Annotated in this window: 23 protein-coding genes; 4 read left to right on the top strand and 19 right to left on the bottom strand. The window is 48.5% G+C overall.

The annotated features are described in order from the left end of the window. Nucleotide 1: 1 nt before the first annotated feature. From MKY75_RS02590 to MKY75_RS02565, 6 genes are all read right to left on the bottom strand, one after another. Nucleotides 2-340 (bottom strand): hypothetical protein, encoded by a 339-nt coding sequence (locus MKY75_RS02590; protein WP_069010810.1) that lies wholly within the window; start codon nucleotides 338-340, stop codon nucleotides 2-4. Further along, entirely contained in the window at nucleotides 340-897 is a 558-nt protein-coding gene (locus MKY75_RS02585) for a hypothetical protein (RefSeq protein WP_238794842.1), read from the bottom strand. The genes MKY75_RS02590 and MKY75_RS02585 overlap by 1 nt, the downstream gene beginning before the upstream one ends. Nucleotides 898-987: 90 nt before the next feature. Then, nucleotides 988-1893, bottom strand: a complete 906-nt coding sequence (locus tag MKY75_RS02580; RefSeq protein ID WP_029515983.1) for a M15 family metallopeptidase — start codon at nucleotides 1891-1893, stop codon at nucleotides 988-990. Between the two features lie 151 nt (nucleotides 1894-2044). Next, complete coding sequence (locus MKY75_RS02575) at nucleotides 2045-2770, bottom strand: hypothetical protein (protein ID WP_029515984.1); 726 nt, start codon at nucleotides 2768-2770, stop codon at nucleotides 2045-2047. Nucleotides 2771-2790: 20 nt separating this feature from the next. Continuing rightward, on the bottom strand, nucleotides 2791-5916 hold the full coding sequence (locus MKY75_RS02570) for a DEAD/DEAH box helicase (RefSeq protein WP_069010809.1): 3126 nt from the start codon (nucleotides 5914-5916) through the stop codon (nucleotides 2791-2793). 157 nt (nucleotides 5917-6073) lie between these two features. Beyond that, on the bottom strand, nucleotides 6074-7027 hold the full coding sequence (locus tag MKY75_RS02565) for a helix-turn-helix transcriptional regulator (RefSeq protein ID WP_340884212.1): 954 nt from the start codon (nucleotides 7025-7027) through the stop codon (nucleotides 6074-6076). A 108-nt stretch (nucleotides 7028-7135) separates the two neighbouring features. Between MKY75_RS02565 and MKY75_RS02560 the strand changes: the two genes are divergently transcribed. Beyond that, complete coding sequence (locus MKY75_RS02560) at nucleotides 7136-7675, top strand: dihydrofolate reductase family protein (protein WP_340884209.1); 540 nt, start codon at nucleotides 7136-7138, stop codon at nucleotides 7673-7675. Nucleotides 7676-7757: 82 nt separating this feature from the next. Here the strand turns inward: MKY75_RS02560 and MKY75_RS02555 are convergent, their stop codons facing one another. From MKY75_RS02555 to MKY75_RS02545, 3 genes are all read right to left on the bottom strand, one after another. Beyond that, the gene (locus tag MKY75_RS02555) at nucleotides 7758-9053 is read right to left on the bottom strand and encodes an ABC transporter substrate-binding protein (RefSeq protein WP_165148071.1); all 1296 of its coding nucleotides are present in this window, start codon (nucleotides 9051-9053) and stop codon (nucleotides 7758-7760) included. 221 nt (nucleotides 9054-9274) lie between these two features. Then, nucleotides 9275-10111, bottom strand: a complete 837-nt coding sequence (locus MKY75_RS02550; RefSeq protein WP_029515989.1) for a carbohydrate ABC transporter permease — start codon at nucleotides 10109-10111, stop codon at nucleotides 9275-9277. Next, nucleotides 10112-10993: a carbohydrate ABC transporter permease gene (locus MKY75_RS02545; protein WP_029515990.1), complete on the bottom strand. Its 882-nt coding sequence runs from the start codon at nucleotides 10991-10993 to the stop codon at nucleotides 10112-10114. 207 nt (nucleotides 10994-11200) lie between these two features. On the opposite strand from MKY75_RS02545, the gene MKY75_RS02540 reads away from it, so the two are divergent. Then, on the top strand, nucleotides 11201-13015 hold the full coding sequence (locus MKY75_RS02540; RefSeq protein WP_340884208.1) for a sensor histidine kinase: 1815 nt from the start codon (nucleotides 11201-11203) through the stop codon (nucleotides 13013-13015). 7 nt (nucleotides 13016-13022) lie between these two features. Beyond that, nucleotides 13023-14681 (top strand): response regulator, encoded by a 1659-nt coding sequence (locus MKY75_RS02535; RefSeq protein ID WP_039270352.1) that lies wholly within the window; start codon nucleotides 13023-13025, stop codon nucleotides 14679-14681. On the opposite strand, the gene MKY75_RS02530 is transcribed toward MKY75_RS02535, so the two are convergent. The 3 genes from MKY75_RS02530 to MKY75_RS02520 all read right to left on the bottom strand — a co-directional run bounded on the left by MKY75_RS02530 (nucleotide 14611) and on the right by MKY75_RS02520 (nucleotide 17633). Next, nucleotides 14611-15198: a GNAT family N-acetyltransferase gene (locus MKY75_RS02530; protein ID WP_029515993.1), complete on the bottom strand. Its 588-nt coding sequence runs from the start codon at nucleotides 15196-15198 to the stop codon at nucleotides 14611-14613. The genes MKY75_RS02535 and MKY75_RS02530 overlap by 71 nt on opposite strands. Before the next feature lie 112 nt (nucleotides 15199-15310). Further along, complete coding sequence (locus MKY75_RS02525; RefSeq protein ID WP_029515994.1) at nucleotides 15311-16435, bottom strand: NADH-dependent flavin oxidoreductase; 1125 nt, start codon at nucleotides 16433-16435, stop codon at nucleotides 15311-15313. Nucleotides 16436-16682: 247 nt separating this feature from the next. Further along, a complete protein-coding gene (locus MKY75_RS02520; protein ID WP_029515995.1) occupies nucleotides 16683-17633 on the bottom strand; it encodes a bile acid:sodium symporter family protein in 951 nt (316 codons plus the stop codon). 242 nt (nucleotides 17634-17875) lie between these two features. Between MKY75_RS02520 and MKY75_RS02515 the strand changes: the two genes are divergently transcribed. Then, complete coding sequence (locus tag MKY75_RS02515; protein ID WP_029515996.1) at nucleotides 17876-18631, top strand: tryptophan-rich sensory protein; 756 nt, start codon at nucleotides 17876-17878, stop codon at nucleotides 18629-18631. 161 nt (nucleotides 18632-18792) lie between these two features. Here MKY75_RS02515 and MKY75_RS02510 read toward each other — a convergent pair whose 3' ends face one another. From MKY75_RS02510 to MKY75_RS02480, 7 genes are all read right to left on the bottom strand, one after another. Further along, nucleotides 18793-19173: a RidA family protein gene (locus tag MKY75_RS02510; protein WP_013308546.1), complete on the bottom strand. Its 381-nt coding sequence runs from the start codon at nucleotides 19171-19173 to the stop codon at nucleotides 18793-18795. 219 nt (nucleotides 19174-19392) lie between these two features. Then, nucleotides 19393-20112 (bottom strand): NAD(P)H-binding protein, encoded by a 720-nt coding sequence (locus MKY75_RS02505; RefSeq protein WP_340884207.1) that lies wholly within the window; start codon nucleotides 20110-20112, stop codon nucleotides 19393-19395. A 46-nt stretch (nucleotides 20113-20158) separates the two neighbouring features. Then, nucleotides 20159-21604 carry an ATP-binding protein gene (locus tag MKY75_RS02500; RefSeq protein ID WP_029516000.1) on the bottom strand — a complete coding sequence of 482 codons (1446 nt, stop codon included), beginning with the start codon at nucleotides 21602-21604 and terminating at the stop codon, nucleotides 20159-20161. 175 nt (nucleotides 21605-21779) lie between these two features. Next, nucleotides 21780-23282: an HD-GYP domain-containing protein gene (locus tag MKY75_RS02495; protein WP_340887054.1), complete on the bottom strand. Its 1503-nt coding sequence runs from the start codon at nucleotides 23280-23282 to the stop codon at nucleotides 21780-21782. Between the two features lie 729 nt (nucleotides 23283-24011). After that, nucleotides 24012-24320, bottom strand: a complete 309-nt coding sequence (locus MKY75_RS02490; RefSeq protein WP_029516002.1) for a hypothetical protein — start codon at nucleotides 24318-24320, stop codon at nucleotides 24012-24014. A gap of 98 nt (nucleotides 24321-24418) precedes the next feature. Beyond that, nucleotides 24419-24541, bottom strand: coding sequence for a hypothetical protein (locus MKY75_RS02485; protein ID WP_274386362.1), 123 nt, complete (start codon nucleotides 24539-24541; stop codon nucleotides 24419-24421). A 340-nt stretch (nucleotides 24542-24881) separates the two neighbouring features. After that, a complete protein-coding gene (locus MKY75_RS02480; RefSeq protein WP_238794843.1) occupies nucleotides 24882-25187 on the bottom strand; it encodes a hypothetical protein in 306 nt (101 codons plus the stop codon). Nucleotides 25188-25278 lie beyond the last annotated feature (91 nt).

Below are 25278 nucleotides of genomic sequence, written 5' to 3'. Positions count from 1 at the left end.
CTTAACCCCCAGAGAAAAAGCCGCTGCGTGAGCCGCTGCTGCCAAAACCGCTGTGTGAGCTGGAAGATGAGGATGAGCTTTTGCGGTATGAGCTGGAAGAAGAACGACTGCTATGGTATGAGGAGCCTCCACTATAATAAGTCGATCCGCCATAGTAATACCCACTGCTGCCTGAATCCCGACACGCCGTTTGTTCCGATATAGGAAGCTCATCGCAGTCATAATACTCGTCGTCACCGCAACCCGTCAGAGCGGCCGGGACAGCCAACATCAGGGCAAAGGCCGCCATCCGTGTACGAGAGCCGGGCTTGGATTTCATTTTTTCCCAAGAATGCTCCATCACAGATCGACCTCCTTCACAAACAGATGTACCTTTTTCAGCTGAGGGTCCAGTACCGAATATATAAATTCATATGTTTTGCCACCCAGTACTGTATAGTGATCTAATAGCCGTTGGGCCAACTCCAAAGTAAATACCGAACCTTCCCGCTGATCCATACTACGGAATGCAGGTTCATGCCATATCCAGTACATTGCACTGTATGTGGAAGTGTAACCTCCCTCACTGGCAAGCACGAGGTCTGTGATAGACGCACCGTAAGGCTTTGCACGTTCCCCTGTAAATTCAGTCACATAGACGGAATGATCCGTATGTTCCTCACTTTCATTCGAGATATGCGACCATAGTTTGTCATGGAGACGCGTAGCGTCTACAAGCTTGCGTAGAAACAGCTCATCTCCCGATACGGATTCCCGTGTCAGGCTGCGCAGTTCCTTTTGAGTGTCTTCCGACCATTCGCGATACGTTAATGAATAATAAATGATGATTCCCTTCCCTTCCTGTACGCTTCTGTCATGAGGTTTGCAACAAATCAAAGCGCTTCTGTCGTTGATCACTATACGAGATTCTACCCTGAAAAGGTTCAATTTGGAAGAAAAACACGACAAAAAGCCGCAATCCCTAGGATTACGGCTTGATTTTAGCTGCTACAGCTTGATATTGTTCTCGTCGAAATATTCCTCCAGCGTCATCCCCTGCTTGGCTACATCCTCCGCAATGTCTATTCCCACATAACGGATATGCCAAGGCTCGTACACGTAGCCGGTCACATCTTCCTTACCCTTCATATAACGAATAATAAATCCGTATTCCGGTGCATGTTGTTCCAACCATTCGCCTTCCTTGGAAGCTCCGAAGGATTGCTCCAGCGCATTACCTACGCTTGGGCTGGATACATCAATGGACAATCCCGTCTGATGCTCACTCGTACCCGGTACAGCGCTGACTTTAGAGGCATATTCCTGTCCCTTTGTCTTTACATTGTTGTCGAAAATAGACACCTGACGCTTATAGGAACGGTATCCCGATACCGCACGCAGCTCGATGCCGTCCTTTTTCGCACCGTCGAACAGCTTCTCCAGTGCCTCTGCCGCTTCCTTACGCAAATGCCGCTTTTCGTGCGGTCCCTCGAAGGAAAATTGCACCTGCGGCTCCACCAGGTCGTCTGGGACATAGCCCACAGGCAAGCTGCGCTTTTTGTTCACAACGACTGTATCCGAAGTCGCATTGGTGACAATCGCGGTTCCATCCTCTTCCTTAACCGTGGCTTGCAGCGCACTCTGGCTCCGCAACGCCATCACTGGGTCGGCTTGTCCACTTTCTGTACCCGCAGAGGCTTGTCCAGCACTAGTGCTACCATTGCCCGCATCCGGCTGGGTGGAAGGCTGCACATTCTCCTGTACCGCTGTAGATGACTTTAACGGCTCGCTTTCCTGTCCACCTGATCCTCCCTGCTGGCAGGCTGCCAGTAATAGCCCTGGCAGGATCAGCCCTGGAATGAGCGCTTTGGTCCATCGCTGAGATGTGCGCGTCTGTTGTATATGTCGTTTCATGCTGGTATCTCCTCCAATATTGCAATTGATACATGACTTGCAGTGACTTTTCCGTTCCCCCATTGTAACTGAACTTTGGACACTCTTCGAAGCCGTTATCCCGTTCGATGAAGGCGAATAGACTCGAAAAAGGAAGTATATACCCGAATTGTTACGGAGTATGACGTTTTTGCGGAATTGCAGCTCGGGCCCGCTCGGCTACCCGTTCACGTATGAGTTTCAATGCCTCTTCCGCACGGGGTAAACCCGGCAGCAAAGCCGTAATATCCGCTTCCTTCTTAGGAACAAGCTTCTGCGGCAGATGAATCTCAATCGCATGAAAACCTGCACCGGGACGATGTAATGCTCCTTCTGCCGCTGACTCGGCAATCCATTCGCTAATCGCAGCCGATCCACTGCGTCCGCCTTCCGGCCGCGAGGTAGACTCAAGCGCGGGGGATGTCCCCTGCACATGAGATAACTCTCCGGCCCAAGCACTGAATACGTACTCCAGCAGCTCTTCCCGCGTCATTCCGATCAATTCCAGACAGGTCTGCGGCTCGCTTTCCATCCCGGTCTGAAGAGCCTTCTTCACATCGTCGACTACACCCACGCCATCCTCCATGCTGGAAGTGGCTGTCTCAGCTGCTAGCTGAACGATCTCATCCAGCGATAGACAGGTTTTCCCTTGCAAAAAGCGGTAGATGTCCAAAGGATCTGCTTTTAGCTGCTCCAGCCATGCCTTTCGCTGTTCGGGGTTTAGTACAGGCGCTGGACCCATCCATTGGACAGCATGTGCGGAAGGTACACCCGTTGATTCGCCTTCCAAGCCATTTCTGTCTAATTCCGCTATCCATTGACCGTCAGTTACTTTCAGCTTCACTCGCGGCCTCGTCATCGCCTTCATCCTTTCTCTGCTCACTCAATCCATACATCATTTTGCAACGCTATCAGACCGCGCAATTCATCATCAGACATTTCGGTGAGCCAATGTTCACCGGAGCCGACAACCTGCTCGGAAAGTGCCTTTTTGCTCTCGATCAGCTCGTCGATTCGCTCCTCCAGTGTACCTTGACAAATCAGCTTGTGCACTTGTACATTGCGGCTTTGACCAATACGGAATACGCGGTCTGTCGCCTGATTTTCCACTGCAGGATTCCACCAGCGGTCATAGTGAATGACATGGCTGGCACGTGTCAGGTTCAGGCCCACACCACCTGCACGCAGGGAAAGTACGAATATATTCGGCCCTTCTCCCTGCTGGAAGTTGTGAACCATTTCATCCCGTCTGGTTTTCGCCAGTCCTCCATGTAGAAAATACGGCTCTTCCCCGAAGATTTTGGCCAAACGGGAGACCAGCAATTCTCCCATCGACACATATTGGGTGAATATCAGCGCCGATTCGCCGTTCTCGCGAATCGTCTCTACCAATTCCAGCAGTCGCTCCATTTTGCCCGAGTTTTGCGTTTTACCACTATCAGCCCGACCCGGAATGATCAGACCCGGATGGTCACAAATCTGCTTCAACTTGGTCAGTGAAGACAGAACAAGCCCTTTGCGAGCTATACCGATCTGCCCATCCAGTGTTCCCAATAATTGATCCACTACGCCCCGATACAATCCGGCCTGCTCTGGTGTCAGTACACAGTAGGATTTCAACTCCAGCTTCTCCGGCAAATCCTTGCGTATATCTGGGTCGCTTTTGAGTCGACGCAGCATGAACGGGGAGACGAGGCGATGAAGCTCACGCAACGCAGACCCCCGCTCCTCTCCCGCCAGACTGTACCGTTGGCGGAATGAAGACGCCGTACCGAGGTAACCTGGGTTCAGGAATTGAAAAATAGACCACAGCTCGCTCAGCCGATTCTCTACCGGGGTACCCGTCATGGCAATCCGATGTGGAGCAGACAGCTTCATGACGCTTTGTGCTTGCTTTGTTCGTGCATTTTTTATATATTGCGCTTCATCCAACACGATGGAGGACCAGTATACCGCAGATAAATCGCTACCGTCCCGTCCCGCCAAATGATAGGTAGTGAGGACGATATCATACTCACGTACACTTTCCTGAAACAGCTCGCCGTGGAGTCGCTGGTTTCCATGGTGAATATACAGTGACAAATCCGGTGAAAAGCGTTTCAACTCGCGCTGCCAGTTGCCGAGCAAGGACGTTGGACAGATGATCAACGCCGGACGTTGATCATCTGCGCCGATGCCACCGTCGAGTAGGCAGGTGATGACCTGAATCGTTTTACCAAGCCCCATATCGTCCGCAAGGCAGACGCCAAAACCTAATCCACGCATCGCGGCCAGCCATTGAAAGCCGCGCTCTTGATAGGGCCGTAATGCGCCGTGCAGCGTCTCTGGCACAGGTCGCGGCTCTACCGAACGAAGTACGCCGCCCTCAGCCAAAGACGCAAGCAATCCGGCGGATTCCGCGCCAAAGATGGACAAGCCTTTCCATGAGGCCTCGCCTGCACTTTCATTTTCTGCGGCCAGATGCATCCATTCGGACAAGCTCATCTCACCGTTCTCACCGCGCTTGATAAAGCGCAGCACCTGACGAATTTCCTTAGGATCGACCTCGATCCATTCCCCTCCGAGACGTACATACGGCAAATTAGCGGCGACAATGCTTTCCAGTTCCTCCATCGTCAAAGTTGTATCACCCAGCACAGCCTCGGCATCAAACGAAATCATGCGGTTAATGCCGACAGTCGATGTATCGGCAATCACACCATCCGGCTTGGCACCCTGCTCTGTCGAACGCATTTTGAGCCGCAAGCCTGCACGTCTTCGGCCCTCCCGGCTCCAGCGTGAAGGCATTTGCACGGTAATACCGTTCTTTTGTAATGCGGGAACGGCTTCCGTCAGGAAGCGGAAGAACATCTCCGGCTCCAGTGTCAGCCCTTCGGGATAAGGGCGGTTCAACGCTTCTTGCAATATAGGTGCCGCTTCAGCAGCCTGTCCGAGCCTCATTAGCAGTTGCGCCTGCACTTGACGATATACAATTCCGCCGCGAACCAGATCGCGTTCAGGATGCGCCCACAGTGCCAGAGCAGGCAGTCGCAACCCCGGCTCAGCATCGCTTTCTGCCCAAAAGGTAATGCGCCATTCCTTCACACTCTCTTCCAGCGAAGGCTCCAAACGAAGGCACAACCGCAGTTGCCCTTCTATCGGCTCCTTGTCTTCCCGCTCCGTGACAGGCATTGCGCTTCCCTTAAGAGAGGACGCTTGGAGAACCAGCTCCTCCATCTCCGCGGGCGTTCCCTGAATCGCCACCGGGCGGGAACCTGTCAGCAGACTGTTCCACCATAGCTCTGTCAGCGGCGATCCTCCGCGCCGATACTCTGCACGATATCGTCCCAGCTCACGGTCTGATGCTGCCAACACCGCGGTCGTTTCCGCATGGATGACCGCACACAAGAAGGAGTACAGCACGATTCCGGCTGCATCCTCGCGTGTTTCAGGCTCCTTACCCGCGAAAACGGCAGGAGCCGCCATACAAACAGCCGGCATTGCAGCAGCCAGCTCATGAAAGCGGCGTATGTCCTCCTCTTGATACAGACGAGGAATCCACACCCCGACAGCCGCTTCCGGACCGCGACGACGCGGTCCCGATGGACGCGCCTCTGTAAGCGATGGCGTAATTTCGCCCCGCTGCATCAGCTCTAGCGCAAAATAAGCGGCTTTTTGCCAATATTGCATTTCCTCGCCCAGCGTAATGCCCGATGCCGCACAGCCCTTCTCGTCCATGCGGGTCAGCAGTGCCATCGTCTCGCGCGGTTCCAGCGCCAAGCCCTCCAATGTACGCCCCAGCATGGAACGTCTTTTGCCACCTCTGCCCGCGGTTTCCACACGAGCAGTGTTCGGTATTCGTACCTCGGCAAGGCGCAACGCAGCCTGCCGAAACGGCCGAAGGTCTCCCTTTAGCGTCAGCCTGCGAATTACACTGCTCCACGCATCGATACGTGGTTCCGACGTCTCACCAGAAAAGCAAAAAAACACATCTCCGAGCCATATCCCATAAAGCGGTTGATTCATATCTGTCTCCCGTCCAGCCTTTTGAATTATTACTCTTCATCATATACGAAAACGGGCTCTTTTCAAAACTTTATCACAAAAATAAATGGAAAGTCATAAGTCAATAACCTTAAATATTCATGTGGTTAACTATAAATAAGAGAATCAATTTACAGGATTAATTGTCTTTTTCTTCATCATCCGCTTTTGCATCCTTCAGATAAGGGTTCAGGCTGTCTTGCAACAGTTGCTTGACCTGTACACGCAGTTCTTTGGGAAATACGACCTCGGCCTCTGGCCCGTATTTTAGCAAAAGTCGGGATACATATCTAAACTCTTCGACCGGAATATATCCCTGCCATTCCTGAGCCTCCCCTTCCTGATGGGAAACATTTTGGAAGAGGGCATCTGATCCGGCCAGCCTGACACCCAATGCGGTAAATTTTATTTTGGACGGAATTCCTATACGGGAATCCTCCGAAGCCAACCATTCTTGAAGTGTAGGAAGGGTGTCCAAGGTGTCGTCCAACATCGTTATTGTGATCACCCGATCTGAACGATACAAAATGATGCGGTCTCTGCTATACGCTGGCATGTACCAATATCCGTGATCAAAATACAGTCCAATCGGATATACCTGAGTCCACTTTGCCCCGGAAGCGGAGCGGTAATGCATGTTCACCCGGCGCTTATTCAGCGCAGCCTCCAAAATGATTGAGGTGTAGGGTGACTCTGCGTGAGTAGGTAGCATACGAAAAGAAATGTACTCCTTTAATTGATCGATGCTGTCCTGCACATCCTGTGGAAGTTCGGCATAATAGTGCTCGGATAAATGCTCACGAACTGAGCCAAAAGGGATATCTGGAATGTTCTCCAACAGTTGCAGCATGAGAAAAAGACCCAAGGCCTCGTCACGAGCAAGATGAAGGGGAGGAAGAAGCCGATTGGGAAGTGCCCGATACCCGCCATGAGGACCCATTTCGGTATAAAGGGGTAATCCGGTCTGCTGCAAATAGTCGAGATCTCTCTGTATCGTCCTGACGGAGACACCAAAACGTTCAGCCAGCTCACGCGCCGTATATTTTTTTCGGGAATCCAGTATCCTCATAAGAGCAATTCTGCGTTCGTTCATAAGGTACCCCTCTAATCAAAAATTAATTTAAAATGACCGTTTAACTACGACATACGATGTCATAAATACATTGTAACATTAGGATATAGAAAGGAGTGAATGAACACTATGAAGGATTTGAAATCAAACGCAGTTGTGCTGTATATTGCCATGAGTCTCGACGGGTATATCGCTTTGCCGGACGGTTCGGTGGACTGGCTGTATGATGTTAAAGGGGATGGTGGGGCCAATGAATATGCCGACTTTTACGATACCGTTGGTACGGTGCTGATGGGCAGACTGACGTATGAGGAAGTATTGAAGCTCTCAGATGATTTCCCTTATGCTGGAAAGCCATGCTATGTGCTCACACGAGCATTAACGGAGCAACAGCAGGCGCCACATATTACATTTACGGACGAAGCTCTGACTGAACTGGTTCCACGTCTACAAGGACAATCGGAAGGTGCGGTATGGCTAGTCGGTGGAGGCCAGTTAGTCCAGGCCTTCTTACAAGCTGGACTGCTGGAGAAAGCTATCATTGCGATCATTCCCAAAGTGCTTGGACAAGGAATACCGTTATTTCCAGAGGGAACACTACCAAGTACGTTTGAACTCCAAGAAATAGAACGCCGCGGGGATATTGTTCTTCTCCATTACCATATATAATTAATTTTGCAAAAAAGCCTTCGTATGTTCAGGATCATGCAATTTCCCTGACATACGAAGGCTTTATCGCGTGCTTTTGTTCTTATTTAGTCTTCAAATTTTCCCATGTTTTCTGGAAATCATCGAATAGCTTCCCAGCATCCGATTTACCTGCCACATAGGCTTGCATCTGACTTCCGAATTCTTGCTGTGCTCCTTCAGGATAGCGGCTAAAGAACCAGCCCAGCAGTTTGTTTTCCTTACTGTACTTCACCACTTCAGCACCCAATTGGCCCATATCAGCCTCTGCCCCTTCGATGCTCTTGAACGCTGGAATAAACTTGAATTCCTTGGTGATATACTTTTTACCCTGCTCGGATGTTACCATCCAGTTTAAGAACTCTTTCGCCTCGGGTTTGACAGACGAATTTTTATTAACCACCCAGTTGTTGGCGACACCTACAAACAGCTTATCTCCGGCTGTTGCGTCTTCACCAATCGGCATAGGCAAAATACCCAGATTCAGCTTCGGATTAATTCCATCAATTTGGACTTGAGTCCAGTTCCCCTGCTGCATCATGGCAGCCTTTCCAGTGGCGAAGTTCGTTACCTGCGTGTTGTAATCAGTCGTGAGCGGCTTCGTATTCCCATACTTCAGTGTCAGATCGAACAACTTAACCCACTCGGCAAATACAGCGTTGCCCGGAATCTTTGCAGTTCCATCATTCAGTCCCTTAACGAAGGCCGAAGGGTCTGGCTGATTGGCAAATGCCACGTTCAGCAAATGATTGCCCAGCACCCAAAACTCCTGATATCCATTAGAAAATGGAGTAATCCCAGCGGCTTGGAGCTTTTGTGCAGCTCCCTCCAGTTCGGACAATGTTTTAGGGGTCTCCGTAATCCCCGCCTTCTTGAACAGATCCTTGTTATAAATAAAGCCGTACCCTTCCAGATTCATCGGCTGGCCATACAGCTTGCCGTCTTTGGTCATCGGCTCTTTGGCGACATCGACCACATCCCCAACCCAAGGCTGGTCAGACAGGTCCTCCAAATATTCCAGCCACGTATCCAGCTCGCGGTAACCGCCGACGTTAAAAATATCCGGCTGCTCCCCGGAAGCAAACTTCGCCTTTAACGCAGCTCCGTAATCACTGCCCCCGCCCACGGTCTGAATATCGAGCTTGATCCCTGGGTGAGACGCTTCGTATTCCGCCTTCATGCGGTTCAGCGCTTCTGCAATCTCTACCTTGAACTGAAAAATGTGAATGGTTTTTTCCTTCACTTCCTCTTTGCCTGCGTTTTGTCCGCCACTGCTGTTACAACCTGCCAAAACCAGGGCAAAGGCCGCGAGAAGCAAGATTAATGCTTGAGCTTTCTTTTTAAAGGTATGCGTTTTCATTTTGATGTTCCTTTCTATTCTAAATTCATACCAGATGAACTCGAAAAATTCATGTGGAAACGGAGCTAACGGAATGGTGCTGAACAAGCGATAGCGCTCGCCTTTGTCTCTAGATTCCCACCTTTATTCGTTTATTCAGGGAAATCTGGAGGCTAACAGCGATGGTAAGCACCCTCGTTTGCGGAGTGGCACACCGTGTACATTTTCAGCTCATCCCACACTCAACCCTTGACCGAACCCGCCATAATACCTTGTATAATATATTTTTGCATAGCCAGAAAGAATGCGATGACTGGCAAGATGCCCAGCACCAGAGCAGGCAAAGCCAAATCCCACTGCTTTGTGTATTGTCCGAAAAAGGCATAGGTCGCAATCGGAATCGTGCGCAGCTCAGCCTTTTGCAGTACCAGAGAAGGCAGGAGATAATCATTCCAAATCCAGAGCGTATTTAAAATAATAACAGTTACCATCATCGGCAGCATCAACGGATACACAATTCGGAAAAACACTCCGTAAGGCGTACAGCCGTCCACCGTAGCTGCTTCTTCCACCTCGACTGGCACACCTTTGACGAATCCATGAAAGAGAAAGATCGACATTGGAGCTCCGAATCCCAGATAACAGATGACCAGACCACTTATACTGTTCATTAAATCCAGTGTACTTACAACCTTGACCAAAGGAATCATCACCGATTGAAAAGGAATAACCATAGCAGCTACGAACAGGCTGAACAACACTCGATTATAACGCGTCGGACGCCGGACCATTCGGTAAGCTGCCATTGAGCTGATCAGTACGAGCAGCAGATTACTAACTACCGTAACCACGAATGAATTCCATAAAGCTTCGGGAAAACGTGTGATGCTCCACGCTCTAGCGTAGTTGCTCCATACAAAGGTTTGTGGCCAGGCCGCAGAATCGGTGAGCAGGTCACCAAAGCTTTTGACCGAATTCACGAATAAAAAGTAAAACGGGACGAGGAATAACAATGCGACGAGGATCATCACTATCTCGGTCGCCCATGTTCCAAAGCGGTAGCGCTTGCTTGTTTCCATTTACGCTTCCACCTCCCGACTTTTCGTCAGTCGTACCTGAAGGCTCGTAACCAGAGCAACAATGATAAAGAAAATGAGTGCTTTAGCTGTTCCCAGCCCATAACGATTATTCACAAACGCTTCATTGTAAATATTGAGTGCAACCGACTCTGTGGACCCGAAGGGACCGCCTTTGGTCAGTGACAAATTAAGATCGAACATTTTGAATGACCATGATATCGCCAGGAAAAGACAAACCGTAACGGCAGGCATGATTAAAGGAAGTATAATCGACCGCAAAATTTGCATCCGACTAGCTCCGTCAATTTCGGCTGCTTCTAGCATATCGCGGGGCACATTGGTTAGGGAAGAGATATAAATCACCATCAAATACCCGGCAGTTTGCCAGATAAACACGATTACAATGCCCCAGAAGGCCGTGATCTCATCTCCCAACCAGGACAGATTGAAGAAGGACAAGTTCGTGCTCTCTCCGATTGCTGCAAATCCCTTGACGAAAATAAACTGCCAGATAAAGCCCAGCAACAGACCTCCGATCACATTGGGCATAAAAAAGATGGTCCTTAGTACATTTTTTGTTTTCAACGGTTTGGTTAGAAAATACGCCAGCAGAAAGCCAAAAATATTCGCAGCCACCACTCCTACCACCGTAAAACGGACCGTAAACCAGAACGCTGTCCCAAATTTGTCATCATTCCATAAAATGTGACTGAAATTATCCAGCCCGACCCACTTTGCCTGATTGGCTACTCCATTCCACTCTGTAAAAGAATAGTACATTCCGAGCATGAAAGGGATTACAATAATGATAACGAAAAATAACGTCGACGGCCCTACAAAAATCCATTGCTGTAGCCATTGCGACGACTTGGCGCGATTCAAACCGATCCCCCCTTATGTTGTCTATTGGTGTCTGGAACGCTCCTTTACGGCTTTCTTTCAGCAGTATGATGTTTGGGCCGTAAGGATATGCGATTCACATGTTCATTATGTCGAATAAGCGCTCTCGAGAACACGTAGGATCGTGAACCATTAAGGGGGAAAATATTGACCTCTGGCTCGCCTTGAATTGTGAAAGGAGCTCACTGCATGAAATTTTACAGTATTCGTTCTCGCCTAATCTGGTTTTTGCTCATTGCGGTCACCCTGCCGCTGCTGCTGTCGATGACCATGACCTTCGTTCTCACCAAGCAATCCTTGCGGGAGCAGGCCACACAAGAAAATGAACGGCTTATTTTTCAGGGAATTACGAATTTGGATAACTATTTACAGGGTTTGAATCGCGCGTCCATCGGAGTCTATAATGACCCTCATTTTCTGCGTAATCTGGCCAAAATCCCGGATGATTACCGGGCCGTCGCTGAAATATACACCACTCTGCAAACGATGATGAATGCTACGTCAGGCATTGACCAGGTGTATTTGCATTCTTTTGAGGCCGGGCAATCTACGCTGATTACCAGCACGGTTCCTCTACGGGAATTCCGGCTGGAGCCCTTTACCGGTTTTATTCATTACGGCCCTTCCGGACTGTTCATACAGCCCACGCATATGAAGCATTTGTACGGCTTTTCGGCGGTTTCCTATGCGGAGCACAGCACAGAGCAGCAGGTATTTACACTTCATCGGGCGATTCGGAACATTCCAGCCTCAGAGACGCTTGGGGTACTGGCTATAGATGTTGATCTGGAGCCGCTGCGCAGTATTTGCCGTCAATTGTATGATGCGGATACAGAGGAGCTGTTTTTGATCGATCGAAACGGAACGATCATATATAGCGGAAAAGAAGCATCAATTGGAACACACTGGAAGGAATCTGACCTGCTCAATCGAATTTCTAAAGAAGGCGAGCACGGAGTGATTGAGGATGATACAGCACTGCACGTGTACGGCAAGCTGGATGCCAACTTGTCAGGCTGGACACTCGTCAAGAAAATTCCACATCGTACGCTGTATTTACGGGCTACCCGCCTGACTCAGATCAATGCGGTCATTACAGGCGCAGCATTGCTACTTGCCATTGTTGCCACGTTATGGATTTCGATAAAAATCACGGCACCTATTAAGCGACTGACTCGTTACATAAACCAGATTCAGTCCGGTCAACTGGATGTAGACATTCGGGCCATGAGTAACGATGAAATCGGAGTACTGTCGCGCCGTTTCAGACAGATGATGGATACCATCAATAACCTCATTTTGCGGGAATACAAGCTGGAGCTGGCTAACAAGACACATCAATTGAAAGCGCTTCAGGCACAGATTAATCCTCACTTTTTATATAATACGCTACAGTCTATTGGAACCCTGGCTCTACAGCATGAGGTGCCGCGAATTTATTCGTTGCTCTCTTCCCTTGCCAAAATGCTGCGCTATAATATGAGGGACCATACGGTCGTTACTCTTAAGGAAGAAGCCGAACATGTAAAACAATATCTTGATTTACAAAAGGAACGCTTCGGTGAGCAATTAGAGGTCACTTACCAGTGGGAAGATGAAGTCCTGAATGATCGGGTGCCTAAAATGATTCTCCAACCGCTGGTGGAAAACTACTTTAAACACGGTGCCGATCCCCGGCTGGGTCCCGGTGAAATTCGCATTACAGGCAGCCGAATCCGGGAAGGTATTGTGAAAATAACAGTGGAAAATAATGGTATCAACATTCCACAAGCCGAGTTGGAGCAACTCCAGCATATGTTAAAACGTCCGCTAAAAGCCTACGAGGAGCCAGACACTAGCGAGCAGGACTCCATTGGCCTTCGTAATGTTCTATTGCGTATTCAGCTTCACTCGGAGGATGGTTCTAACACCCTGTGCGTAGACAACATTCTGCCTCATGGTGTCCGGTACACACTCGAAATTCGCACGGAAGCCCATACGGAGATTCATATTAAGGGAGAGTGATCTGTCAATGAAAGTCCTGATTGTGGATGATGAGAAGCATGTGCGCCATGCCATACGGATGCTCGTACATTGGGAAGCTTGCGGTGTGAGCGAGGTGATTGAAGCCGAGTCGGGCGATCAGGCGATTGAGGTCATTACCGCCCTATCCCCACCCGTTGTACTCACGGATATGCGGATGCCCGGCAAGGATGGGATAGCACTGATGGAGTGGATTCAAGTCAATTCCCCAGCAACCAGAGTCGTGGTGGTCAGTGGCTATGATGATTTTGACTTGGTTCGACAGGTCATCCGCCGGGGAGGCATGGACTATATTCTTAAGCCCGTGGATCCAGTGGAGATTAACGAGGCTGTAAAAAAAGCCACTCAAGCCTGGCGGACAGCAGAGCAAGACCGGAACAGGCAGACGATGCAGGCCATGGAGGTCAATCGGATGAGGCCACACTATGCTGATAAGCTCCTGACTGAAATCGTTTCCGGGATAGCGAATACCCCTCTTTCCATTACGCCCTTACGCGAGGAGCTACGTCTTCCCGCAGCTATTCAGATATGTAATGCAGCTGTGATGAGTACTACTCAGCTGGATGCCGATATACTGGACAAATATAAAACGCGGCGTGCGCTTTTGAGCTTTTCCCTCACTAACATCTGCAACGAATTTCTCGGAACTTCTCAAACCGGAGTTGCATTCCGTCATCTGGAGCGTATGGACGAAATTATTCTGCTATATTGGGGCGATCCATCTCGTTGGTCAAAGCTCTTGCAGGATATTCATACAGGAATCAAAACCGCTTTGCGGTGCTACATGCACATCGGGGTTGGCTCTTTTGGTGCCTTTCCCATAGCGGCAGCCACTGCCTACCAAGAGGCAAGGCAAGCGTTGTGGAAACGGGATGTGTTGCAAGCCGACTGGATGCACCAGAGTACCCAGACACGGCAGAGCATTCGTCTTCCCCAGTTACCTGACATGGAAGAGGAACTACGGCTTAGTGCGCTCAGCTGTAATGCCAGTCGTGTGTCTATAGCGGTAGGCCGCTGGATAGCAGCCGTAGCCGAGTTGCCTTCGGTTACAGCAGAGCAGCTAGCCAGTTGGAATCAAGAGCTGGACTGGATGCTGGCCCGCTGGTTGAATGACAGACCTGGAGATACCGATGGCGAGGAGATGGCAGATGAGTCCGGCTCCATTCATGCCTTGCCGGTCGACAACCGCGGCATGCTTTCGTTGCCCTTATGGCAAAGACAGGTCGAAAACCGACTGCTGGCAGCCGGTCAGGCACTTACACCAAGCCATAGTCCAAACAACCCGACCATCCGTGATATTGCCCGCTATCTGGATGCACACTACGACGAGGACATTTCTCTACAGGATATGGCGAGCCGCTTTTACCTCAGTCGGGAATATATTTCTCGTAAATTCAAGCAGGAGTACGGGGTTAATCTGTCGGACTATTTGTGCCAGATCAGGATGGGCAAGGCAAAGCTATTACTGCTGAATGACAAGCTGCGCCTTCATCATATTGCCGGTATGGTCGGTTATCAGGATGAAAAATATTTTGGCAAGGTGTTCAAAAAACTGGAGGGTGTCACGCCTGGCGAGTTCAGAAGACGCCATTCTGCAAATCCTCAGCCGTTATCGCATACAGCACGTGATCTTCCCACACACCATTAATCTTCAAGTAGTTGAGAGCTAGCCCTTCGCGGCGAAATCCTGCCTTTTCCATCACTCGATTGGAAGGCGTATTTCTTGGCATCACTCCAGCTTGAATACGGTGTAATTCCAACTCATTCAGGGCGTAGCGTACAATATCCTTCACTGCGGAAGTAGCATAGCCTTGTCCGTGGTAAGCAGGATCTACAAAGTAGCCCAGATTGGCGTTTTGAAAGGGGCCTCTAGCGACACCCGACAGCTCTATTCTGCCAATCAGCTTATTATTTTCCGGCAAAAAAAGTCCAAACGTATATCCCTGTCCGGCTTGTGCCGCTTCCAAACCGTTGGAAATCAGACGCGCCTGTTCTTCCAGGGTAAAGTAAACTTCAGGCCGTTCTGGCTCGAACGGTTTGAAAAAATCAAAATTTTCACGTCTGATCTCTAATAAACGTTCTGCATCATTTACTTGCAACAGTCGAATCTGTAGCCCCGGATGGGTTGACTCCATCAAAATCGCGCCATTAGCTCCATGTAACATTGTCAGTTTCCTTCTTTCTCAGTTATTCCTATATTATTGTGTTCACGGTCACAAGACAGGAAAATACCCCAGGTGCATGAGAGCAGCCTAGGGTATCTCCGTCATTCAAAATTTAGTCCGTAACAGGCATCCAGCCTGGAAGGGTCGTCAACGCACCCCACAGGTAGTCAGGAATGACTAGCTCCTGCTGGGCTTGCTTGGATAAGGTCGTGCGAATGGTATCTTCTGTGCCGTTTTGCACCTTCTGAACCCATTGCGGCTCCATCAAAAGTGGACGTCCCAGCGATACAAGCGGTACACCTGTCTCCAGTGCTGCAAGCGCCTCGTCCGGTGTATTCAGCGATCCGACTCCCATAATCGGCACACGGTTACCTACCTTCTCATGGATGAGAACGGTACGTGACCGTTCGTCACTACGGTCACGGAACGAACCACCGAAGAAATGATTTACGGAAATGTGCAGGTAATCCAGCCCTTGATCCGCCAGACGGTCTACAAGCACCATCGTATCATCCAGCGTGATGCCTGGCGTGTGTCCTTCCTCAGGAGACAAGCGGTATCCGAAAATGAATGGCCCCTTTGCATGTTCTGCGATCACTTTCTTCACTTCGTGAACAATCGCCAGCGGGAAGGTCATTCGTTTTTCAACACTTCCTCCCCATTCATCGGTACGAAGGTTGGAGTGCGGGGAGAAGAACTGCTGCACCAGGTAACCATTCGCTCCGTGCAGCTCCACACCATCATAGCCTGCTTCAATCGCGCGGCGAGTTGCTTCGCCATAGGCGCGAATGACGCGATGGATATCGTCGGATGTCATTTCACGCGGCACAGGTGCGCCTTCTTTTTCCTCAGCTACTGCGCTTGCACTAATCGGTTGTCCGTCTGGAATCTGATCCGGTGGACACAGGCGGCCACCATGATAAATTTGCAGGATCGCTTTCGCGCCCTCCTGATGAATCGTATCCGCCAGACGGCGCAGGCTAGGAATCATTTCATCCTTGTCCGCACCAAACTCATTAACAAATCCTTTACCATCTGGAGTTACATACACACAAGCGGTAATAACTGCGCCCACACCCCCTGAGCGTTCACGGTAGTATGCCAGTTCCTCGTCACTCACTTCACCATTTTCGTGGGAAGCAAAGTTAGTCATAGGTGCCATGGTAATACGGTTCTTCAACGTAACACCGGATGGCAGGGTAAAAGCTTCAAATAGAGAATTATATTTTGGGTTCATTCTTTCTCTCTCCTTCAGTTAAATCAGATCAGATAATATAAGGCTGTTGAGCATGAAGCCAAATACGAATTCGATGTAGTTTTCCTCCATAACGACTCAAACTACTGTTGCTTACTTAAATACAGTGGTTATAATAACCACAGTATAATGATCCGCAACTATAAAGTCAAATCTATCCTTTCTGACCATCCCTAAACTGTTCGAAAAAGCTGAACCGTAGCCACTTGGCACAAGCCACTAACAAAGCTTAATGCTTCCCGGTTGTGCTTTTCTTCTCCTCCCGGCGGGAAAACCAAGTCGCGAGCAACGAGCCGGAAATATTATGCCACACGCTAAAAATCGCACTCGGTACAGCAGCAATCGGGTTAAAATGAGCTGCTGCCAGCGCAGCACCCAGTCCGGAATTCTGCATTCCCGTTTCCAGCGTAACAGCTTTACGCTTGGAAAGATCCATGCCGAACAGCTTGGCAAACCAATATCCAAGCAGGAACCCGATTCCGTTATGCAAAATAACCACACCAAAAATAATCGGACCTGTCTCCAAAATCTTGCCTTTACTGCCTGCAATCACAATAGCCACGATGAGCATAATCACCAGTGTTGATATGAGCGGCAGCGCCTGGACACTGGCTTCTGCCTGCTTGCGAAATAGCGATTTGACGATAACACCCAGCACAATCGGGACAATAACCACGATCAGAATATCCATGATCAGCGACTTCGCATCAATATTCATCCAACGTCCCGCAAGCAGGTTAATCATGGCTGGGGTAGCCAGTGGAGCAATCAGCGTCGACACCGAAGCAATCGATACCCCCAACGCCACGTCGCCTTTGGATAAAAGCGTCATTACGTTGGACGCAGTTCCACTCGGGCAACAGCCTACCAAAATGACACCTACCGCAATATCCGGTGGCAGCTGCAATACTAATGCCAATCCAAAGGCCAGAAACGGCATAATCAGATAATGCCCGACCACACCAATAGCCACATCCACTGGACGCCGGAATACTTCGCGAAAGTCAGCCGCAGATAAAGTTAGCCCCATCCCGAACATGACAATGCCCAGAAATAACTGTATGTATCCTTTCAACCCTGTAAACGCCGCAGGAAAGAAAAATCCCAAGCATGCAAATAAAAGTACCCAGATGGAAAAGGTCCCTCCTACAAATTTCCCTACTTTCTCCAATCTATTCATTCAACTTATCTCCTTACTTCTATATAAGTTGAATTTGAGGAAATACAGCTTATATAGTGCTTAAAATTTTTATCATTGTACTACATATGACTGCATATACATACCACTTTTTATGATTATGCCGGGATCAAGAAACTTTTACCGTTCCGACATATTCGAAAGTAAAGTGGGTATATTCATAGTAGAAGATTGTGACCAGTCAGTCATTTTGGATCATCATTCGTTGAGGAGGAGATATCCCAATGTCACGAAGCCATCCGTATAAATGGTGGAATATTATTGTATTTATTGCTGTCGTTTTCATTAACTTTCTGGCTTCTACACTTCCTATCGGTGGCAGAAGTACTGCTGCTGTATCCAACATGTACCCTACCTTGATCACCCCAGCGGGTTACGCTTTTTCCATCTGGTCGGTCATCTACGTGCTGCTCGCCTGCTTTGTTGTGTATCAAGCTACACCTACAGGGCAAGCCAAGACAAGCGTTCAATCCATCGGTATTTTTTTTATTCTAGGCTGTCTTTTCAATATCATCTGGATTTTCCTCTGGCAGTATGTATACGTAGAACTGTGCGTCATCGTTATTATTTTATACTTGCTTTCCTTGGGCGTCGTGTATGTACGTACCCGCACACCTCAGCCAACCCGCGGAGAAATGTGGTTCGTCAAGCTACCGTTCAGCCTCAACCTCGGTTGGGTATCCGTTGCTACTATTATCAATATTGCAGTGGCACTGGAAAAGAATGAATGGAGTGGCTGGGGACTCAGCGATACGACATGGGCGATCATTATCCTGCTCATCGGCACCATATTGGCGATCATGGTCAGCTTTCCTTATCGTGACAGCATTTATCCTCTCGTATTTGTATGGGCCTATGTCGCCATCGCCGTCGAGCATCCGAACCATGAAAATGTACGGCTGGCTGCATTGATCTTGGCAGCAATCATTCTGGTGTACGCCCTATGGCTATTCTTTGCCCGTAATCGAGACCGGGATTAAAGAAACTATTGATATCTACTAGCAAAAACAAGCGAGTTCGGGTCTGAATCATCTAGCCCAAGCTCGCTTGCTTTGTTTATTCATTTTATCCAATATGATTAGGTATAGACTTTGATCAAATCTATAAGCTTGCTTGTTGAGTGATCTACACCGGGTACAGACTATTCGCCCTTCAATGCAATGACTTCAATCTCCACCAGTGCATCCTTAGGCAGACGGGCTACCTCCACCGCACTGCGTGCTGGATAGGGTTGCTCAAAGAAAGAACTGTACACCTCATTGACGCTGACAAAATCGTTCATGTCCTTCAGGAATACAGTCGCTTTCACAACCTGGTTCATGTTGCTGCCTGCCGCTTCCAGAATGGCTTGTACGTTGCTCAAGGACAGGCGTGCCTGCTCCTGTACATCCTTACCAAACTCACCTGTTGCCGGATTCAGTCCAAGCTGTCCCGAAGTGTAAATAAACCCGCCTGCCTCTACCGCTTGGCTATAAGGGCCGATAGCACCGGGTGCTTTTTCAGTAGCAATTGTTTTTTTCATATGGGTTGGATTCTCCTTCCTGATACTGGTTCACCGTATTATAGCATGTGAAGTCCAAAGCCACTATTCCGTGCGACGGATTAACGCACTTGATGAATTAGAGATTACGATCGATGTGCCGCAAAACATAAACTACCCATAAAACACAAATAACGCCGCTGCTGCCCGAATCATCGGGCAACAGCGGCGTTATTATCATTTTTAATCCTAGACGTGGTTTTACACGTTTACATCCGTACCCGTTCCTGAACCAGTTTCCTCAACATCGGATGTTAGTTCCGCACCGATGACCCGAATAATGTCGTTCGGATAAATATGTACACCGCTCGCCTGCGCAAGAGCGATCCGTACCATGGCTCGTGCGATGACCGAAGCCGGGATGGCACGGTAGGAAGCCAGCTTGCCTGTCATCAAGCCGTCCAGCGCCTTCATGACAACAGCGGCAGCGGCTTCGCCCAAACGTCGTTCAGGTCTCGCGCCCAAGATCAGCGACGGACGGAACAAATGCAGCGCAGACAGCCCGATAGCGGCAAGTGCCTCTTCAGCCTCACCCTTGGTGCGATTATAAAACACGCGTGAATCCGGATCGGCGCCCATCGCAGAGACCGCAAGCATCTGTACCGCTCCAGCTTCTTTGCCCAACTGAGCTGTCAGCACCGGGTAGTCCAGATCCACCTGACGGAACTGCTCCTTGGAGCCTGCCTTTTTCATCGTTGTCCCAAGGCAGCAAAAAACATCATCCACCCCTTCGAAGGCGAACGCCGCTTTCTGCGGCTGTTCCCAATCGATGAGCACCTGCTCCAGCTTGGGATGCTTGATGTCCAACGGACGTCTGCCCATAACCATGACGCGGTTGTATTCCTTTTGCACCAGCAGCTCTCGTACAACATAACCCCCGACAAGCCCTGTTGCACCCACAACGACCGCTTTACGTTCCATGATAGACCTCCTTTGTGCCATAACGCTCCTGCTCCTACAATTGCGATTAGGTTAATTTAAAGGGTTGTTCGTCCGCCTCCTTGCTTTTGGACGGACACATCGGTAGGTACAGGGAAAATGTACTTCCATTGCCCTCCTCACTCTCCAGACGGATAAACCCGCCCAACAAGCGGGAAAAATCACGGCTGATGGACAATCCCAACCCAGTTCCTCCATATTTACGATTAATGGAACCGTTCGCCTGCTGGAATGCCTCAAAAATAACGTGTTGCTGAAGCTTGGAAATGCCGATGCCCGTATCTTTTACAGCAAATACAACCCAATCTCCCTCCTGTCCCTTTCGATCCAGATGTTGTGTACTGATTTCCAGCAATACACGTCCTTCATGAGTGAACTTAAAGGCATTGGACAACAGATTACGCAAAATTTGCTGTACTCGTTTGGAATCGGACCGAATTTCATTCGGTATAGGCTCATGCTCCTTTAAGCTGAATTCCAGGTTTTTATCCTTCGCAGTGACTTCAAACTGCATCATCATCACCTGCGCAATTTCACGCACATTGACCGGCTCACTTACGATTTCCATGTGTCCAGCCTCGACCTTGGACAAGTCTAGAATGTCGTTGATCAGTTGGAGCAAATCATGCCCCGAGGCATAGATGAGATCGCTGTACTGGTATAACTCGTCCTCATCCAGTTCCTTTCCCTGCTCGTTGATAATCTGCGCCAGGTTAATAATGCTGTTAAGAGGTGTACGTAACTCATGCGACATCGTTGCCATAAAATCCGATTTATATTGGGAAGCCATCATCAGTTGCTTGGCACGTTCCTCTAGAATGACCTTTGTCTTCTGCAACTCATCTCGCTGCTCTGATAACAACTCATTCGCCTGCTTAATCTGATGATTCCGCTGTTGCTCCATCTGAAAGTCCCGTAAAATCAGAGCAAATAGAAAACTGAGGACGATGCCGATTGGCAGTGTCAGAGGAACAACCTCCGCTACATAATAGCGCCAGGGAATGACGCCCAGGCAGGCTATATTTAACGTATTTACGATATTAACCGCTAAAATGGTCACCGATGCCTTGATAATCAGACGCCAGGTGGAACGCCGCATCCAGTAGTTCAATCCGGCGCACAGGACGCCCAGAATGCTCATATTCAAAAAGCCGACCCACGCCGCCATATGCAAACCGAAGGTAAATCTCGTAAGTCCGATTGCGACCCCAATAATAATAAGCGTATAGGAGCGGGGATACACCAATGCCGCGATAATCAGCGGTACAAAACGCAGATCAAAAATAACCGTTTCACTAAAGTTAAAACCAAAGCAAGAGCTGACCCATCCGCCAAATATCACTAGCAGCACGGAGCTGACATATTTGAACCGCGAAGAGGTACGACTCAAACCATATTTATAAATCACGTTCGCCACATAGGCAACGGCAATCAGCATCCCTAAATTCATTAAAAACATCATTGAAAATTGCATGGACTCACACTCCCATAGCGCAAAAAATTGGATGCCAGGCCTATGTTAACCGCGTTTGCCTTTCTTGTACATCATAACATGAAGCCCCATCTTTCGACATGTCAAAAGATGCTTAGCTCCCTATATAAAAAAGCGAACCTCAATGGCTCGCTCTAATGTGCTGATACCTATAGAATCAGCTTGTGATGCCTTTGTTCCGGCGCCACTCCTTGACAAATAATTCGGCAAAATAAGGGTCCCATTGGGTTCCCTTTCCCTCCTCCAATATCATAACCGCCTTCTCTTCCTTCATACCTTGCCGATAGGGGCGATTAGACGTCATTGCATCATAAGCATCCGCTACAGCAATGATTCGCCCAAATAGGGGGATATCTTCCCCAGCGAGCTGATCAGGATATCCCTTGCCATCATAACGTTCATGGTGCGAGCGCACGCCAGGCAAATAAGGGGCCATAGCATAAGCCGGTTCAACTTGCCGAAGAATGCTCTCTCCCATAACCGGGTGCATTTTAATCTGATCAAACTCCTCGTCCGTCAACTTGCCGTCCTTGAGCAGCACAGCGTCAGCCACGCCGATTTTACCGATATCATGCAGCAAGGCTGTTTTGCGCAGCAAATCGAGGTCCGCCTCATTCAAACCTCCCTTGCGCCCAATGAGTACAGAGTATTCAGCTACACGCAAAGAATGTCCTGCGGTATAGGCATCTCGTGCATCCAGTGCTGCCGCCAAGGTGGCGAAGTAACTGTCCAATAGCTGACCGTTCTTTTCTTCCCGTTCCTTTAGGCCCTCAATCATCATGTTAAATCCTTCGACCAGCTCCGCAAATTCGTCCGAATACAAATCGCTGGCATTACTGTTCAGGCGGCCTTCCTTCACTTCATTCATTTTTTCCAGCAGGTGGTGGATCGGCTGTTCGATCTCACGGGTCAGCAACCTGCCTCCCAGATAAGCAAAGGCTACACCAAAGATTAAAATCGCACCCGCCCATGCCCAATAGGAACTAGAATTCGCCGCCTCCAAACGTTCCAAGCGAATCTGTGTAGCTAAACAAAATAAAAATAAAGGAAAAGCACCAATGAGCGTCGCACTTAACTGAAATTTATGCCGAAGCGATAGCAGGACTCGTCCTCGCAGGGACAGGCTCAATCCATATTGCTGGTAGGTTCGATCCCGAATTTCCTCCAGCAGTGGTTTGATTGCTCTCATGGTCAGGAAAAATTCAACCAGTGCGTGCATGGAAGCAACCAGACAAGCTCCTATACAGGCGATTCCTACATAATAAAAGGGAAAAGTAAGTTGTCCAGTATGTATCATCCATAACGCAATGACGGTTGCCGGGATAGAGAAGCCTAACAAATGCGGTCCTACAATACGTAAAACTGACAAATTAGGCAGATGATGAACCCGGATATACACCGCTTCTACATCCTTGAGTGTTTCCTGGTTACCTAGAAAAAAACGATGAACTGGTCTCAAATGGATTCGAAACACTATGGTTTCACAAGCAATCATAATGACGCTGGAAAATGCAATAATTTTAACAAGACCCCAAATTTCATAGTGGGCTACATTTAACGTGGAAAATACAAAAATCATACCTACCAACAATACAGTGATAAACGAACCTATAATATAGTTCAGGATAACATGCTGAATAAAGCGCTTATAGGTCGGCAAATTACTACCCCTCTTTTCATCCGTACACTCTAAAATATCTTGTGTATTCAATATCGGAGTCCAACCATCAAAAGTTTACCTTCTTGCTTGAGCATTTTACAATACGAAGACGACTTTTAGTCTGCAATTTATAGATGGGAAATCATACTATTCTTAATTAAGAAACCAAATACACCTTGTGTTTTAGATATATTCCTGCTATACTATTAAAGTATGTATTAACCCCATAAGATTCCACGCAACAAGCTATTACTCCTAATCACCGTATGGAGCTTCTCCAAATTTTATGTATAACCCTAATGTAGAATTTTGAGCTTTTGCCGAAGATTTTCACATTCACACTGGCGCGGTCATCGGAGCCGCAAGGACGAAAGAGAGGTAGGGCTTTTGTCGTTTGGAAAATGAACAGTGGAATCACACTGCCCCTTATGAACATGCTGACCATATATTGCAAGGTAGCAGGGGTTGAATATATATTATGCCATCAAACGATGAAGTTTGGGCAAGCTGTGCAGTACATGCAAACTGCACCCATCCTCCGGATGATCCCCGGGGGATTTTTCATTTTACGGAAACCGTATCATGAACAAAAAAATGACCCCGTCGATACATCGACAGGGCCTATAGCTTGATCAAAAAGGGGTTAATAGGGTCATTATAGTCTCGCTTTCTTAAAACTAAATGATATGCACCTTAAAAACTCATTAATTCTCCAGTTTTATATACCTTTTAATAATTCGTCCAATATTCTGTACCATCGGTCGGCATCGTTTGCGTAGTGGAACGTCTTGTTTCGGCTTGAGTGCGCCTTTGGGTCGAGGGACGCTCCCATCCTTCCAGTAAAACAACATGTTGGGTACCCGAATTGTTTTCCCAAGTGATGTAGCGCTCCTGTTCCATATGTCGCAAGGCGACTGTAATTTCAGCGTCTCGCTTGCCCGTTTTTACGGTCAATTCCGCCATTGTAGGCATGTGGCGATGCTGGGCGAAATAATTATACAAAATACGTAGCAGCTTTCGTTCCAAATCTGGCAACATCGTCTTCCCTCCTACAAAGAACATATGTTCCCATTATAACACATAAAAATGCACCCTCCTACTGGAAGATGCACTGGGCTTGTATTCCCATGTTGAATTCAGCTTTTTTCCTTCTCTTGACGACCGACAGAGCGCAGCCACCAAGCGACTCCACCAACACTTCCAAGTGCCAGAACCGTTAAGAAAATAATATAGAACAAATGAAATGCACGATCACTCATGGCAATCGCCTCCCTTACTTTATGTATACACTTTCCAGCTAAGCCTGTAAACCTCTTTTTGATCCCACATTCTAAATTTCCCCAAGAACTCGACAATAGATACTTGCTTGAGATCCATCGGTGCATACTAACTAAAAATGGTTAATACCAAATATGAGACAGACCAAGGAGGTTATCGAATATGAAATTCCTATTGATCGTGATCATCGTCGTGCTGATCGTTGTGTTGCTTATGAGAAGACGCAGATAAGCGGAGACATCCTGCATGGTTAAGAAGGAATACAAAAAGGGCTTTCGGCACATCACCGAAAGCCTTTATTCATATGAGGTTAGGGCTAAATTACGCCTTGTTCTTCTTGCTATATTTAATAAAAGCAATTACAAGCGCTACAGCAAACAATATTCCGCTGACTACCCATGTTGTCAGAAATGCCATACCCAAACCCACATTAGACCCCATCGTCGGGTGCTGCATGGCAGTAAACACCGAGCCCTGCATCATAAATATGGTACAGAATAAAACAACGGGCGCCAAAATAATCGTGCTTGCCGTCTTCCGACTACCAGATACTGCGATCACGCACAGAGCGGAAATCACCAAGATTACCCAATATATAACTGCTTCCCAAATCACTGAAGTGCCCACTGTTCAACCTCTTTTCTATCCATTCGTATATGCCTCTTCTATTGTAACAGACGTCACACAGTGAACCAAGCCATAATTTGATCAGAAAAGG

Source organism: Paenibacillus sp. FSL L8-0663 (assembly GCF_038008125.1).
Classification (GTDB): Bacteria; Bacillota; Bacilli; order Paenibacillales; family Paenibacillaceae; genus Paenibacillus; species Paenibacillus polymyxa_D.
This window is presented reverse-complemented; position numbering and strand designations above follow the sequence as displayed.

Excerpts from the sequence above, each read along its gene's own strand:
- MKY75_RS02555 (WP_165148071.1), bottom strand. The coding sequence starts at position 9,053 with ATGAAAACGCATACCTTTAAAAAGAAAGCTCAAGCATTAATCTTGCTT.
- MKY75_RS02505 (WP_340884207.1), bottom strand. The coding sequence starts at position 20,112 with ATGGAACGTAAAGCGGTCGTTGTGGGTGCAACAGGGCTTGTCGGGGGT.
- MKY75_RS02590 (WP_069010810.1), bottom strand. The coding sequence starts at position 340 with ATGGAGCATTCTTGGGAAAAAATGAAATCCAAGCCCGGCTCTCGTACA.
- MKY75_RS02530 (WP_029515993.1), bottom strand. The coding sequence starts at position 15,198 with ATGTTACATGGAGCTAATGGCGCGATTTTGATGGAGTCAACCCATCCG.
- MKY75_RS02510 (WP_013308546.1), bottom strand. The coding sequence starts at position 19,173 with ATGAAAAAAACAATTGCTACTGAAAAAGCACCCGGTGCTATCGGCCCT.
- MKY75_RS02485 (WP_274386362.1), bottom strand. The coding sequence starts at position 24,541 with ATGAGTGATCGTGCATTTCATTTGTTCTATATTATTTTCTTAACGGTT.
- MKY75_RS02525 (WP_029515994.1), bottom strand. The coding sequence starts at position 16,435 with ATGAACCCAAAATATAATTCTCTATTTGAAGCTTTTACCCTGCCATCC.
- MKY75_RS02500 (WP_029516000.1), bottom strand. The coding sequence starts at position 21,604 with ATGCAATTTTCAATGATGTTTTTAATGAATTTAGGGATGCTGATTGCC.
- MKY75_RS02490 (WP_029516002.1), bottom strand. The coding sequence starts at position 24,320 with ATGTTGCCAGATTTGGAACGAAAGCTGCTACGTATTTTGTATAATTAT.
- MKY75_RS02580 (WP_029515983.1), bottom strand. The coding sequence starts at position 1,893 with ATGAAACGACATATACAACAGACGCGCACATCTCAGCGATGGACCAAA.
- MKY75_RS02515 (WP_029515996.1), top strand. The coding sequence starts at position 17,876 with ATGTCACGAAGCCATCCGTATAAATGGTGGAATATTATTGTATTTATT.
- MKY75_RS02520 (WP_029515995.1), bottom strand. The coding sequence starts at position 17,633 with ATGAATAGATTGGAGAAAGTAGGGAAATTTGTAGGAGGGACCTTTTCC.
- MKY75_RS02575 (WP_029515984.1), bottom strand. The coding sequence starts at position 2,770 with ATGACGAGGCCGCGAGTGAAGCTGAAAGTAACTGACGGTCAATGGATA.
- MKY75_RS02560 (WP_340884209.1), top strand. The coding sequence starts at position 7,136 with ATGAAGGATTTGAAATCAAACGCAGTTGTGCTGTATATTGCCATGAGT.
- MKY75_RS02535 (WP_039270352.1), top strand. The coding sequence starts at position 13,023 with ATGAAAGTCCTGATTGTGGATGATGAGAAGCATGTGCGCCATGCCATA.
- MKY75_RS02570 (WP_069010809.1), bottom strand. The coding sequence starts at position 5,916 with ATGAATCAACCGCTTTATGGGATATGGCTCGGAGATGTGTTTTTTTGC.
- MKY75_RS02565 (WP_340884212.1), bottom strand. The coding sequence starts at position 7,027 with ATGAACGAACGCAGAATTGCTCTTATGAGGATACTGGATTCCCGAAAA.
- MKY75_RS02540 (WP_340884208.1), top strand. The coding sequence starts at position 11,201 with ATGAAATTTTACAGTATTCGTTCTCGCCTAATCTGGTTTTTGCTCATT.
- MKY75_RS02550 (WP_029515989.1), bottom strand. The coding sequence starts at position 10,111 with ATGGAAACAAGCAAGCGCTACCGCTTTGGAACATGGGCGACCGAGATA.